This is a genomic window from Brachybacterium sp. 107 (assembly GCF_052379725.1).
Taxonomy (GTDB): domain Bacteria; phylum Actinomycetota; class Actinomycetes; order Actinomycetales; family Dermabacteraceae; genus Brachybacterium.
On sequence record NZ_JBQSYW010000002.1, the window covers coordinates 455,602 to 469,157 of the forward strand.

Genomic DNA, 13,556 nt, shown 5'->3' on the forward strand with positions numbered 1-13,556 from the left:
GTCAGGATCCGCTCACCATGCGAACGCCGCAGCCGGGTCAGAACCCGAGGCGGCCCAGCTGCTTGGGATCGCGCTGCCACTCCTTGGCGACCTTGACGCGCAGGTCCAGGTGCACCTTGCGGCCGATGAGGTGGTTGATCTCCCCGCGAGCCTGGGTGCCGACCTCCTTCAGACGCGAGCCGCCCTTGCCGATGATGATGCCCTTCTGGCTGTCGCGCTCGACGAAGAGGGTCGCGCGCACCACGAGCCGGCCCTCTCCTGGTTCGACGTGCACGAAGGGGTCGTCGGGGTCCGTCTCCACGACCTCCTCGACCACCACGGCGATCGAGTGGGGCAGCTCCTCGCGCACGCCCTCGAGGGCCGCCTCGCGGATCAGCTCGGAGATGCGATCATCACGCGACTCCTCGGTGAGCTGGTCGTCCGGGTACAGCTGCGGCCCCTCGGGCAGCTGCTTCGCGATCACCTCGAGCAGCACGTCCATCTGCTCGCCCTTCACGGCGGAGATCGGGACGATCTCGTCGAAGTCCATCAGCTGGTCCACGGCCATCAGGTGCTGGGCCAGCAGGTCGCGGTTCACGAGGTCGGTCTTGGTCACGACCGCGACCACGCGCGGTCCGCGTCGGCCCGTGCGCATCTCGACAAGGTCCTCGGCGATGAAGCGGTCACCGGGGCCGATCTTCTGATCCGCGGGCAGGCAGAACCCGACCACGTCGACCTCGCCGAGGGTCTCGCGCACCAGATCGTTGAGCCGCTCGCCGAGCAGGGTGCGGGGGCGGTGCACGCCCGGAGTGTCCACGAGGATGATCTGGGCGTCCTCACCGGTGACGATGCCGCGGATGGCGCGACGGGTGGTCTGCGGCTTGCTGGAGGTGATCGCGACCTTCTCCCCCACCATGGCGTTGGTCAGTGTCGACTTGCCGACGTTGGGACGGCCCACGAGGGCGACGAAGCCCGAGCGGTGCGTCGGGCTCTCCCCCGCCGCCTGACTGCCCGGCCCGCCGAGATCTTCACGGGGAGCCGGGGCGCTGGCACCCGGGGTGGTGGGGTCGAGGTCATCGGTCATCTGCGGTCTCCTGATCGGCGTCATGCATGTCGTCCTGCGAATCCTGCGATTCCTGCAAATCCTGCGATTCCTGCGAATTCTGTGCGTCCGCGGCGTCCTGTCGGTCCTGGGCATCCCGGACCCGGGAGACGATCACGGTGCTCAGCCTCCTGCGGCGGCCCGAGGTGCTCTCCGCCTCGAGCACCAGCCCGAAGGCCTCGGCGCGGGAGCCGACGATCGGCACCCGACCGGTCACCTTGCCGAGGAGCCCGCCGACGCTGTCGATGTCGTCGTCGTCCAGCTCGAGGTCGAACAGGTCCCCGACCTCCGAGAGCCCGGCGCGTGCGGGGACCCGGTAGCGGCCCTCGCCGAGGTCCTCGATCTCGGGTTCGTCAGGATCGTGCTCGTCGGCGATCTCACCGACGATCTCCTCGAGGATGTCCTCGATCGTGACGATCCCGGACACCCCTCCGTACTCGTCGACCACCATCGTGATGTGCACGTGGCTGGTCTGCATCTGCCGCAGGACCTCGTCGGCCATGACGAACTCGGGCACGAAGCGAGCCGGTCGCATGATCTCGGAGACCGGACGGTCGGGACGCGGGTCCCAGGGCGCGTGGATCGCCTTCATGACGTCCTTGACGTACAGCATCCCGCGCAGGTCGTCGACGTTCTCGCCGATGACCGGGATCCTCGAGAAGCCCGAGCGCACGAACAGCTGGACCGCCGACTCGGCGGAGTCGTCGCAGGAGAGGGCGACCATGTCGGTGCGCGGCACCATCAGCTCGCGCACCATCCGGTCACGCAGCTCGAAGACACCCTGGATCATGTCCCGCTCGCCGTCCTGGACGTGCTCGTCCTCGAGCGCCCGGTCCACATTCTGGCGGGCCTTCTCAGCGGCGTCCTCGGCGCGGTCCTGCGCGCCGGGACGGGCGGCGAGGTTCGCGCCGACGGCGGTCAGCGCGCTCACCGGCAGCCAGAGCACGCCGCGCGCCGCGGCCACCACCCAGCGGCTCGAGACGAGCACCGACTCGGGGCGGCTGCGACCGATGGTGCGCGGGGAGATCACGAGGATCACGAGCAGCAGCAGCGCGGCCCCGACGACGGTCACCACCGTCGGCGCGAGCCAGCTGGCCCCGATCCCGAGACGGTCGGCCCCCATGAAGGCGATGCCGGCGATCGCGGTGACGGTCACCGCCTCGGCGAGCATCCTGCCCAGGGACACGGACAGGAGGGTGCGGGCCGCATCGGAGTGCTGGGCGAGGACCTGGGTCCGCGTGGGCTCGGGGTGCTCTGCCAGGCTCTTCTCGAGTGCGCCGCGCGAGACCGTGAGATAGGCACCGTCCACGGCCATCAGCAGGGAGGAGACCACCAGCGATGCCAGGCCCAGCGGGATGAGGACGAGCAGCGCGGTGCTCAGCACGGGAGGTTCCAGCAGTCAGTACGGTCAGTAAGGTCAGAACAGTCGGAGCGGTCCGGATGCTGCGGAGGGTGATCGGACATGGCGGTGGCGCTCAGCTCTTCCCCCGCGAGGCGAGGAACGTCAGCAGCAGCTGGCGCTGGAGGTCGAACATGACCTTCCGCTCGTCCTCCTCCATGTGGTCGTAGCCGAGCAGGTGCAGGATCGAGTGGCAGGTCAGCAGCAGCATCTCCTCGACGGCGCTGTGCCCTGCCTCGGCGGCCTGCTTCGCGGCGACGCTCGGGCACAGCACGACATCGCCGAGCAGGCCCTCCGGCGCGGGATGCTCGGCGCTGCCGGGCGTGAGCTCGTCCATCGGGAAGCTCATGACGTCCGTCGGCCCCGGGAGGTCCAGCCACTGCACGTGGAGCTTCTCCATCGCGTCCTCGTCGACGAAGAGGATCGACATCTCTGTGGCCGGGTTGAGGTGCATCGACTCGAAGACGAAGCGGGCGCAGTCGACGAACTCGTTCTCGTCGACGACGTAGGTGGTCTCGTTGCGGATCTCGATGGTCATGTCTGGCAGCTCAGCTCTCGGTGCTCTGTGGTCGATGCTCTGTGGTGGGTCCTCGGCGACCGATCCGGGGATCAGGTCGCGGTGGAGGCGCGGTGGCGGGAGTCCCTGCTGCCGCCGGGGCGGATCTCCCAGCGACCGTACGCATCGACGATGTCGCTGACCAGGCTGTGGCGCACGACGTCGCGGGAGGAGAGCCGGCAGAAGGAGATGTCGTCGATCCCCGAGAGCACCTGCTCGACGACCCGCAGGCCGCTCTGCTGGGAACCCGGGAGATCGACCTGGGTGACATCGCCCGTGACCACCATGGTGGAGTTGAACCCGAGCCGGGTGAGGAACATCTTCATCTGCTCGGGCGTGGTGTTCTGCGCCTCGTCCAGGATGATGAAGGCGTCGTTCAGGGTGCGCCCGCGCATATAGGCCAGCGGCGCGACCTCGATCGTCCCGGCGGCCATGAGGCGCGGGATCGAGTCCGGGTCGAGCATGTCGTGCAGCGCGTCGTTGAGGGGCCGCAGGTACGGATCGATCTTCTCGTTGAGGGACCCGGGCAGGAAGCCCAGCTTCTCCCCCGCCTCGACGGCGGGCCGCGTGAGGATGATCCGGTTGATCTGCTTGCTCAGCAGCTGCTGGACCGCCATCGCCACGGCGAGGTACGTCTTGCCGGTGCCGGCGGGGCCGATGCCGAAGGTGATCGTCGAGGACTCGATCGTCTCGATGTACTTCTGCTGGCCCAGCGTCTTGGGCCGGATCGAGCGCCCGCGGGAGGACAGGACCGTGCGTGAGAGCACCTTCTCGAGCTTCTGTCCCGAGCCGCGGTCGTCGCCGTAGAGGTTCGCGGCGCGCTGCACGGCCTCGGTGGTGACGGCCTGGCCGGTTCCGGCGAGGTCGATGAGGCTGCGCATGATGTGCTCGGAGCGTCGCAGGGCGTCCTGGGTGCCGCGCAGGGTGACCTCGTGACCGCGCACATGAACATCTGTGTCGGGCACCGCGTCCTCGAGCGCTGCCAGTGCCTGATCGTTCTCACCGAGCACCTGGAACGGACTCAGATCGTCCGGGATCGCCAGTTTCCGCTCCAGCACCTCGGGGGCGCGGCCGGGCGTCGGGGTCAGGGCATCAGCCAAGATCCGTCACATCTCTCCTTCTGCGAGCGGCCCGCCCGCCAGGACGTGCGCGTGCACGTGGAATACGGTCTGTCCGGCATCCGCGCCGGTGTTGAAGATCAATCGGAAGTCACCATTGCCCAGGTCAGCAGCGATTGTGCCGCCGACGGAGGCGATATGCCCCAGCAGCTCCGGCTGGTCGACGAGCTCGAGCACGTCGCGGCGATGCTCGCGCGGGACGACGAGCACGTGCACAGGCGCCTGCGGAGACCGGTCGCGGAAGGCGATCACCTGATCGTCCTCGTGGACGCGGTCCGACGGGATCTCGCCGGCCACGATCCGGCAGAAGACGCAGTCCGGAACAGACGGTGCGGCAGCAGTGTTTCCCATAGCGGCAAGTCTACGGGAGCGAGTCTGCGCACATCCCGTTTGAGTGACCGAGCAGGGTATGAGAAGTTTTAACCATCATGACGAAACTTGGCATCATCATCAGCAGCGCCCGCCCCAACCGCGTCGGCGAGAAGGTGGCCCGATGGGTCGCCGATTCCGCCCGCGACCGGTTCGACATCGACCTCATCGACCTGCGCGATGTGGCCCTGCCGTCCTTCGACGAGCCCTCGAGCCCGAAGTCCGGCGCGGAGAAGACCACCGATCACGGACGCACCTGGGGCGAGCGGATCGCCGCCCTGGATGCCGTGGTGATCCTTACCCCGCAGTACAACGGGTCCTACCCCGGCGCCCTGAAGAACGCGATCGACTTCCTCTACGCCGAGTGGTCGGCGCTGCCCACCCTGCTCGTCGGCTACGGCTGGGGCGCCGCAGGCGAGGTGCTCCCGCTCCTGGAGGCACTCATGCGTCGACTGGACGCCGAGGTGATCGGCAGCATCGGCCTCGGCTTCCGCGAGGACCTCTCGATCGACGGCGAGCTGTTCGTCACCGCGGAGAAGACCGCAGCCCTCGAGGAGGCCTTCGCCACCCTCGAGCAGGAAGCGCTCGCTCCGATCGGCTGATCCGGCCTTCTTGTCTCCGGACCCCGTCGGCGCATCGGGTCGGCGGAGGTGCTCTCGAAATGATGGGGGCTCGATGGGGGCTCTCAGTGCCCCGGGCTCGCGTAGTACCTCGAGAGGTACCGGAAGACCGCGATCCCGCCGACGAGCACCAGCGGACCCACGACCGGTGAGAGCTGGGCGAGCCACAGCGGCACGACCAGCTCCTCGGCGTGGCCGAGCACGAGCGCGGCCGGGAGATAGGCCATGAACGCGAGCGGGAGCAGGAAGGTCAGCAGCCAGGCGCCCGCGGTGCCGAAGATCGTCATCGGATACGCACCGAAGTCCGTCAGCACCCGGTCGATGGTGTCCTTGACGCGCGTCGTGGGGCCCATCGTGAAGTCCAGTCCGGAGATCCCGATCTGCAAGCCGGCCTCGACCAGCCCGCCGCTGATCGCCGCGAGCGCCACGTACAGCACGATCCACGGGCTCCAGCGGATCTCGATCGACGTCGCGGCGACGCTCAGGATCGAGACCCCCAGCACGAGGTCCCCGATCGTCCCGGGGTTGAAGAAGCGGGTGAGCAGCTGCAGCAGCGGCGGTGCCGGGCGCAGCAGATAGCGGTCCCAGTCGCCGTTGCGCACCACCTGGGCGCTGGCGCGGTGCTGCCCGAAGTTGATGGTGCACACGCCGTGCGCTGTCAGCCGCAGCCCGTAGAGGAAGGCCACCTCGGCCACGTCCCATCCGGCGATGGTGCCGAAGGCCCCCAGCAGCACACCGATGAAGGCGAGCTGGGTGCCCTGGAGGGCGGCGCTGCCCAGGAAGGTGAGGATCAGGTTCATGCGGTGCACACGCATGCTGCGCCAGGTCGCCCCCAGCAGGATGCCGTAGGTGCGCCAGGTCGGGACCGGCCGCGCGAGGGACCGGCGGGAGCTGTGGTCCCTGGTCCTCAGGTTCTCAGCCACCGAAGATCACCAGCCGACGGATGGCTCGTCGCCACACCAGGGTGGCCAGGGCGAGCAGGATCGCGATCCACAGGGCCTGCAGCCCGATCGCCTGCACGGTGTGCCAGCCGGGATCTCGGTCCACGTAGATCGACAGCGGGACGAACACCTGGGCGGAGAACGGCAGCAGGGTGAGGATGCCGGTGAGCCAGTCGGGCATGAACCACAGCGGGATCAGAGCGCCCGAGGAGAACTGGGCGAGCATCCGGTAGATGAGGAAGGCGCCGCCCGTCTCCAGGGTCCAGAATCCGACGAGGCCCACGGTGAAGTTCACGATGAGGGCGATCGCGAACCCGAGGACCAGGGACAGCACGCACGCGAGGCCGGAGACCCAGGACCCCGGCAGGGCGATCGCACCGAGCGCCAGACCCACGACGAGCGCCGCGACCGCGGCCGGAAGCTGCGCGATCGTGCCGCCCAGCTGTCGGGCCAGTGCCACAGGGACGGCGGAGACCGGCCGCATGACGTCGAAGGCGATCGCCCCGGTGCGCAGCCTCCCCAGCAGGGAGTCGAACATGAACGGCTGGAACAGCGTGGTGGTCAGCACGCCGAGCACGGCATAGGTGACGGCGTCGACCTGGGCGACGCCCGCGACGTCCGCACGCCCTCCGTAGACGGCGGTCCACACGAGGTGCACGAGGACCACCTGGAGCACGCAGGCCACGATCCCGGTCCAGGTGGAGGCCCGGAAGGCGAACTGGGAGCGGGCCGCATGCCCCACCGAGGCCCGCAGGGCGACGCGGACCTGCGGGCCGGACAGCCGTTGGGCGGGGGCGCTCACCGCTGTCCCGTGCGGCTCGGGCCGGCAGCGCCCGGGCTGGCGGAGGCCGGGCTGTCGGCGGCCGGTTCGACCCCGCGGTCGGTGTAGATCCGACGGATCACGTCCTCGACGTTCGGTTCCCGGGAGGACAGATCCGTGATCTCCAGCGCGGCGGTGAGCCGGCCGATCGCCGCGGGGGCCGGGATCTGCGCCGGATCGAAGTGGAACGTCGCCCGCATCTCCTCCCCGACCGGGACCAGCTTGGTCAGCGTCAGGGCCTCGATCTCGACGGACTCCGGGATCTCGGAGGCGCTCACCTGGATCTCGCGGAAGGGCGCATAGCGGGCCCGGAGGCTGTCCAGCCCGCCGTCGTAGAGGATGCGGCCCTCGTCGATGATGATCACGCGCCGGGCGAGCTGCTCGATATCGGAGATGTCGTGCGTGGTCAGCAGCACCGTCGTCCCCTCCGCGCGGTTCTGCTCGCCGATGAAGTCGCGGATCCGGGCCTTGGCGACCACGTCGAGGCCGACGGTCGGTTCGTCGAGGTAGAGCACCGGCGGCCGGTACAGCATCGCGGCGACGATGTCCCCGCGCATCCGCTGCCCGAGCGACAGCGAGCGCACGGCGGTGTCGAGGAAGGGACCCATGTCCAGCAGGTCCACGAAGACGTCGAGCGATCGGCGATAGTCCTCCGGCGCGAGCCCGTAGAGCTTCGCGATCAGCTCGAAGGACTCCCTCAGCGGGAGGTCGGTCCACAGCTGGGTGCGCTGGCCGAACACGGCGCCGATGGTGCGGGCGTTGGTGCGCCGGTCCTTCCAGGGCACGATCCCCTCGACCTCGATGTGCCCGGACGTGGGCACGAGGATGCCGGTGAGCATCTTGATGGTGGTGGACTTCCCGGCGCCGTTGGGGCCGAGATACCCGACGATCTCCCCGTCATCGATGCGCAGCGAGATGTCGTCGACCGCCCGCGTGGTGATCTTCTCGGTGCTGACGAAGGACCGCAGACCGGCCCACCGGCCCTCGACCCGGCGAGGCCTGCTGAACTCCTTGACCAGGTTCTCGGCGAGGATCATCGTCGTGAGTCCGTCGCGTTCGCTGCCGAGGATCGGGCACGGAGCGGTTCGAGAGGGCACATGGGGAACCACCCTACACACCGGTGGCGCACGTCACAGGGCACATGCCGGTCACACACCGCGACTCCGCAATCCATCGCACTGTCGCGCCCTACCTCGACATCGCAACCCACCGCGATGTCGCGCCCCACCTCGATGTTGCCCCCTATCTCGACGTCGCCACCCACCGCGATGTCGCACCCCACCGCGACACGGCCATGCACGTCGCCGACTCCTCAGGAACGTGCCGCTCCGGACACGAATCGAGGGTCTCGGTAACGGTGAGCAGCGTGTCGCCGACGGGCAGCGGCATGTCTCCGACGGTGGGTGCCTCTGCGTCGGTGCCTCGGCGGTGGCGGCGGCCGCGTCGACGGCGACTTCGGCGACAGGCGCTGCGGTGGCTTCGGCGGCGACTTCGGCGACAGGCGCTGCGGGGGTTTGGTCAGCCCCAGCGGCCGAGGAGGCCGCTGAGCACCGCGAGAGCGGCGGGCCCGGCGGTCGAGGAGCGCAGCACCTCAGGGCCCAGCAGCACCGAACGGGCTCCGGCCTCGCGCAGCGCGTCGAGCTCCTCGGGGGCGATGCCGCCTTCGGGGCCCACGATCACGACGATCTCCTCGACCCCGTGCTCGCTCGCGGCCCGCAGCTCGTCGGTGAGCTCCATGAGACCCACGGACTCCTGCTCGTGGAGGACCAGCACGAGGGTGCCGGCGGCGGAGCGCTCACGCAGATCGGCGACGAGCTCGCGGGTCGTGACAGGGGCGTCGACCGCGGGGATCCCGGGCCGACGGCACTGCTTCACAGCGGCCCGCACCGTGCCGGTCCAGCGGGCACGCCCCTTGACGAGCTTGTCGCCCCGCCACACCGAGACGGAACGCCGGGCGATCCACGGCACCACCCGGTCCACCCCGAGCTCGGTGGCGGATTCGACGGCCTGCTCGTCGCGACCGCCCGTCGCGAGCGCCTGCACGAGCGCCAGCCTCGGCAGGCGCTGGACAGCAGGCGACGGCTCCTCGAGCAGACGCAGGTCGAGGGCCTCCTTGCGGGCCACGGTCACCTCGGCGAGCACCTGGCGACCCGGACCGTCGGTGAGCAGGATCTGCTCCCCCACCCCGATCCGGGCCACCTTGGCGGCGTGCTTGCCCTCGTCCCCACCCAGGGTCAGCGTGTCGCCCTCGCGCGCCGTCTCGAGAGCGGCGTCGAGGATCAGGAACCCGGGCGGGGTGGTGGGCATATCAGCGCCTCAGAGGTCGCGCAGGCGGTCGCGGAGCTTGGCGAAGGGACCGTGGCCCTTGCGCCGTGTGGTCTCGTCGCCGCGCAGATCCGCGAACTGCTGGAGCAGCTCACGCTCCTCGTCGCTGAGCGTCGTGGGCACGGCGACATCGAGCACGACGCGCACGTCGCCGCGGCGCTCGCGGCGCAGCGGGGTGACGCCGAGGCCCTTGAGGGTGATCTCGTCCCCGGGCTGAGCGCCGGGCTTCACATCGATCTCCTGGGTGCCGTCGAAGGTCTCCAGCGGGATGGTCGCGCCGAGCGCCGCCGAGGTCATCGGCACGGCCATGGTGATCACCAGGTCCTCCCCGTCACGCACGAACATCTCGTGCTCGGCGACGGCGAGCTCCACGAAGAGGTCACCGGAGGGGCCGCCGGCCTCACCGGTCTCGCCCTCGCCGCGCAGCTGGATCCGGGTGCCGTTCTCGACGCCGGAGGGGATGCGCACGGTGACGGAGCGTTCGGACGGTGTGCGGCCGTGGCCGGAGCAGCCGGTGCAGGGGGTCTCGATGACGTCGCCGTGGCCCTCGCAGGTGGGGCATGGCGCCATGGTCACCATCTGGCCCAGGAGTGACTGGGCGACGCGCTGGACGTGGCCGCTGCCGTTGCAGGCCGTGCATCGGGTGGGGCTGGTGCCGGGCTCGGAGCAGGCACCGTGGCAGTGCTCGCAGAGCACCGCGGTGCGGAAGGAGACCTCCTTCTCGGTGCCGAAGACCACGTCGCGCAGGTCGATCTTCACCCGGCGCAGCACATCTCCGCCACGGCGCTGGCGGGGCACGGGGCCCTGGTTGCGACCCCGCATGCCGGTCGCCCCGGCGAACATGTCGAAGATGTCGTTGACGTCGAATCCGGCTCCGCCTCCGAAGCCGCCGAATCCGCCGCCACCGCCCATGCCGGGGCCGCCGCCCATGTCGTACTGGCGGCGCTTGTCCGCGTTGGACAGGGTCTCGTAGGCCTGGGAGACCTTCTTGAAGCGCTCGGAGGCCTCGGGGTCGGGGTTGACGTCCGGGTGGAGGGTCCGGGCGAGCTTCCGGTACGCCTTCTTGATCTCCTCGGTCGAGGCGTCGCGGGAGACGCCGAGGAGCTCGTAGTAGTCGTCGTTCACGGTGAAGGATCCTTACCGGGGAGTCGGGGCGCCCGGGGCCACGGCAGGCGGCGGACGGGCACGGTCAGTGATGGATGCTGTGGGGTCCTGCGGGGAGCCGGGGCGCCATGCGTGCGCGCCACCGGGTCATTCGAGATAGCGCGACACGTACCGGGCGATGGCCTGCACGGTCGAGATGCCGGCGACGTAGTCCATGCGGCTGGGCCCGAGGATCGCGAGGTGCGATCCTGCCCCGTAGCCGGCGCCCACGAGCGCCGCCTGGTGCAGCGCCTGATCGCGCAGCTCCGATCCGATGCGCACCTCGACCGCACCGGGTGAGGCATGCATCTCGGTGAACAGACGCATCAGCACCAGCTGCTCCTCCAGGACGTCGAGCAACGGCTCCACGTCCCGGGCGAAGTCCTGGGCCGAACGGGCGATGTTGGAGGTTCCGGCCAGCATGATCCGGTCCTCCGCGCGGGTCGCGGCCAGGGCTGCGAGCGCCTCCGCCACCTCGGTGGCAGCCGCCCGGTCGACGAGCGGCAGGGTCTCGCAGAGATCCGTCAGCGGGCGCTGCAGGTCGGTGACCTCACGCCCGGAGACGGCCCGGTTGAGCTGATCGCGCAGCTCGGCGTAGAACTCGGTGGGTCGGGGTGAGAGCACGGGGACCGTGCGCTGGTCGACCCGGCCGGATTCGGTGATGAGCACGACCAGGAGCAGGGAGTCGGCGACCTTGACCAGCTCGACGTGACGGATGCGGGCCTGGCGCCGCGCCGGGTACTGCACCATGGCGACCTGCTGGGTCAGCTGCGCCATCAGACGCACGGTCCGGCCCAGCAGCTCCTCGACGTCGCCGGCGTCCTCCAGCAGCGTCCGGATGGCCCGGCGCTCGGGGGCCGACAGCGGCTTGACGGTCGCGACATGGTCCACGAAGGCGCGATACCCCTTGTCGGTCGGGATCCGGCCGGCCGAGGTGTGGGGCTGATGGATCAGCCCCTCCTCCTCGAGCGAGGACATGTCGTTGCGCACCGTCGCCGCGGAGACGCCGAGCTCATGGCGGTCCAGCAGCGACTTGGAGCCGACGGGCTCATGGGTGGAGACGTAGTCCTCGACGATCGCGCCGAGGATCTGCAGCTTCCGTGCGTCCGTGTCCCTCACCTCCCTGCGTTCCGTCGATGATTCGGGTCTCGTCCGACGGGGCTGACCGCAGCCACCGGGACCGCTGGCACTTGCCCGCGCCGAGTGCCAATCCTACGCGTCCCCGGCGATGCTCGCGGAGAGGTGTTCGCCACGAGGGTAAGGTGTCGCGCGTGCCTGCAGCATCCGATCACTTCCCCGACCGGTACGGCCACGACGTGCTGTCCTCCGGTCCCCCTGCCCATCACCGTCGCCGCCCGGTGGCCCGCGAGGTCCCCGCGCAGCGCGATCTCGTCGTCGAGGAGGCCTCGACCGGGTTCACCGGCGCCATCACCCGGGTCGAGAAGATCGCCGGCGAGATGATCGTCGAGCTCGAGGACGGCCGGAGGGCCCGACGCACCTTCCCCCTCGGACCCGGTTTCATGATCGACGGCGAGCCCGTCGTCCTCACCCGCGCCGCGCCCCGTGCGCAGGCGCCGGTGCGCAAGCGCTCCGCGAGCGGATCGGTGTACGTCGAAGGCGCCACCGCACGCACCGCCCGCGCCTCACGGATCTGGGTCGAGGGCACCCATGACGCAGAGCTCATCCAGAAGGTCTGGGGCCATGACCTGCGCATCGAGGGCATCGTCGTCGAGCAGCTGGAGGGTGCGGACAACCTCGTCGAGCGGGTCCAGGAGTTCGGCCCGTCGGCCGGGCGTCGACTCGGGATCCTCGTGGACCACCTGGTCCCGGGCTCTAAGGAGTCCCGCATCGCCGCCGAGGTCATGAAGCTGGGCGGCGCTCGAGGCAATGTCGCGGTGCTCGGCCACCCCTATGTCGATGTCTGGCAGGCAGTGCGCCCCGCGCGCGTGGGGCTGCGGGAATGGCCGCACATCCCCAAGGGGACCGACATCAAGGTCGGCTCGCTCGCCGCGCTTGGCTGGCCTCATGCGGACAAGTCCGACATCGGGCTGGGCTGGAAGCGGATCCTGTCCACGGTGCGCTCCTATGCCGACGTCGAACCGTCGCTGTCCGGCCGGATCGAGGAGCTCATCGACTTCGTGACCGTGGACCCTGCCTGATCCTGCCAGACCCGGTCTGCACCGATCCGACGCACCGCACCCGGGGGAAAACCCCCAGGTGATCCGGTGGTCCACTCCCGTGATCCCTCGTGATCGGCTCGTTAGGCTGTCTGCATCAGCCAGCGGTCGACCCCCGAGGCCGGCCCCGTCGAAGAAGGAATCATGAGCCAGACTCCGCACCCGCACGATCCGTTCGGCAACGAGCCCAGCGCCGACGTTCCCGAGCAGCCGGCCGCCTCCGCCCCGTACTCCGAGGACCAGGCGAGCCCCACCTCCGACCCGGCCCTGCACCCGCACGACCCCTTTGCCGCGAGCGCCCAGCCCGCAGGTGCGTCCGCCCCCTCTGCCGGCTCGGCGGCCTCGGCCGCTCCGGGTCCGTACGGCCCCGGCTCAGCAGGACCGCAGTGGTCCGCTGCGGAGCCCTCCGCCGCCTCGCCCTACGGCGCGCCCGCCCCGTCCGCCGACGGCGGCAGCGCCCAGGATCCCTACGCCACGTCAGCCGCCGGGGCCGGCCCGGGCCAGCACGGTGGATACGCTCAGCAGGGTGCGTACGGTCAGCAGCAGGCCCCGCAGGCCGGCCCGCAGAGCACCGATGTGCCGCCGCCCGGCACGAAGGGCGTCTACGAGGGGCAGCTCTCGGGCCCGGGCCTCAACGACTCCGACACCCGCATGTGGGCGATGTTCTCCCAGCTCGCCGTCACGCTCGGCCACGTGGTCAGCTGGGGCTTCCTCGGCTGGGTCGGGCCGCTGATCATCTTCCTGGTCTACAAGGACCGCAGCCGCTTCGTCCGCTTCCATGCGGCGGAGGCCCTCAACGGGGCGATCACCGTGCTGATCGCGCAGGTCGTGCTCAGCATCGTGCTGGGCATCTTCGCGATCGTCACTCTCGGGATCGGTTCGCCCCTGCTGGCCCTCGTGCCCGTTCCGGCACTGGTCCAGTTGATCTTCTCGATCCTCGGCGCCGTCAAGGCGAACCAGGGTCAGTGGTGGAGCTACCCGTTCAACCTCCGCCTGGTGAAGTGACC

14 protein-coding genes are annotated in these 13,556 nt (G+C 70.0%); 3 read left to right on the plus strand and 11 right to left on the minus strand.

Annotated features, from left to right (window positions below):
- Positions 1-37: 37 nt before the first annotated feature.
- From era to ACT3UL_RS04600, 5 genes are all read right to left on the minus strand, one after another.
- Positions 38-1,063 carry a GTPase Era gene (gene era, locus ACT3UL_RS04580; RefSeq protein ID WP_444576948.1) on the minus strand — a complete coding sequence of 342 codons (1,026 nt, stop codon included), beginning with the start codon at positions 1,061-1,063 and terminating at the stop codon, positions 38-40.
- Complete coding sequence (locus tag ACT3UL_RS04585) at positions 1,053-2,465, minus strand: hemolysin family protein (RefSeq protein ID WP_444576949.1); 1,413 nt, start codon at positions 2,463-2,465, stop codon at positions 1,053-1,055. The genes era and ACT3UL_RS04585 overlap by 11 nt, the downstream gene beginning before the upstream one ends.
- Before the next feature lie 91 nt (positions 2,466-2,556).
- Entirely contained in the window at positions 2,557-3,018 is a 462-nt protein-coding gene (gene ybeY / locus ACT3UL_RS04590; RefSeq protein ID WP_444576950.1) for an rRNA maturation RNase YbeY, read from the minus strand.
- 71 nt (positions 3,019-3,089) lie between these two features.
- The gene (locus ACT3UL_RS04595; protein WP_444576951.1) at positions 3,090-4,136 is read right to left on the minus strand and encodes a PhoH family protein; all 1,047 of its coding nucleotides are present in this window, start codon (positions 4,134-4,136) and stop codon (positions 3,090-3,092) included.
- A 6-nt stretch (positions 4,137-4,142) separates the two neighbouring features.
- Entirely contained in the window at positions 4,143-4,505 is a 363-nt protein-coding gene (locus tag ACT3UL_RS04600; RefSeq protein WP_444576952.1) for a histidine triad nucleotide-binding protein, read from the minus strand.
- A 77-nt stretch (positions 4,506-4,582) separates the two neighbouring features.
- Between ACT3UL_RS04600 and ACT3UL_RS04605 the strand changes: the two genes are divergently transcribed.
- Positions 4,583-5,125, plus strand: coding sequence for an NADPH-dependent FMN reductase (locus ACT3UL_RS04605; protein ID WP_444576953.1), 543 nt, complete (start codon positions 4,583-4,585; stop codon positions 5,123-5,125).
- Positions 5,126-5,208: 83 nt separating this feature from the next.
- On the opposite strand, the gene ACT3UL_RS04610 is transcribed toward ACT3UL_RS04605, so the two are convergent.
- The 6 genes from ACT3UL_RS04610 to hrcA form a co-directional block, all read right to left on the minus strand.
- On the minus strand, positions 5,209-6,066 hold the full coding sequence (locus ACT3UL_RS04610; protein ID WP_444576954.1) for an ABC transporter permease: 858 nt from the start codon (positions 6,064-6,066) through the stop codon (positions 5,209-5,211).
- Positions 6,059-6,886, minus strand: a complete 828-nt coding sequence (locus ACT3UL_RS04615; RefSeq protein WP_444576955.1) for an ABC transporter permease — start codon at positions 6,884-6,886, stop codon at positions 6,059-6,061. The genes ACT3UL_RS04610 and ACT3UL_RS04615 overlap by 8 nt, the downstream gene beginning before the upstream one ends.
- Complete coding sequence (locus ACT3UL_RS04620; protein WP_444576956.1) at positions 6,883-7,941, minus strand: ABC transporter ATP-binding protein; 1,059 nt, start codon at positions 7,939-7,941, stop codon at positions 6,883-6,885. Before ACT3UL_RS04620 ends, ACT3UL_RS04615 begins: the two co-directional genes overlap by 4 nt.
- A 481-nt stretch (positions 7,942-8,422) precedes the next feature.
- Complete coding sequence (locus tag ACT3UL_RS04625; RefSeq protein ID WP_444576957.1) at positions 8,423-9,211, minus strand: 16S rRNA (uracil(1498)-N(3))-methyltransferase; 789 nt, start codon at positions 9,209-9,211, stop codon at positions 8,423-8,425.
- Between the two features lie 9 nt (positions 9,212-9,220).
- Complete coding sequence (gene dnaJ / locus ACT3UL_RS04630; RefSeq protein ID WP_444576958.1) at positions 9,221-10,354, minus strand: molecular chaperone DnaJ; 1,134 nt, start codon at positions 10,352-10,354, stop codon at positions 9,221-9,223.
- Positions 10,355-10,480: 126 nt separating this feature from the next.
- Entirely contained in the window at positions 10,481-11,491 is a 1,011-nt protein-coding gene (hrcA, locus tag ACT3UL_RS04635) for a heat-inducible transcriptional repressor HrcA (protein WP_444576959.1), read from the minus strand.
- Positions 11,492-11,634: 143 nt separating this feature from the next.
- On the opposite strand from hrcA, the gene ACT3UL_RS04640 reads away from it, so the two are divergent.
- Together ACT3UL_RS04640 and ACT3UL_RS04645 are read left to right on the plus strand one after the other, a co-directional pair.
- Positions 11,635-12,531, plus strand: a complete 897-nt coding sequence (locus tag ACT3UL_RS04640; protein WP_444576960.1) for a DUF3097 domain-containing protein — start codon at positions 11,635-11,637, stop codon at positions 12,529-12,531.
- Positions 12,532-12,693: 162 nt separating this feature from the next.
- Positions 12,694-13,554, plus strand: a complete 861-nt coding sequence (locus ACT3UL_RS04645; RefSeq protein ID WP_444576961.1) for a DUF4870 domain-containing protein — start codon at positions 12,694-12,696, stop codon at positions 13,552-13,554.
- Positions 13,555-13,556: the final 2 nt, after the last annotated feature.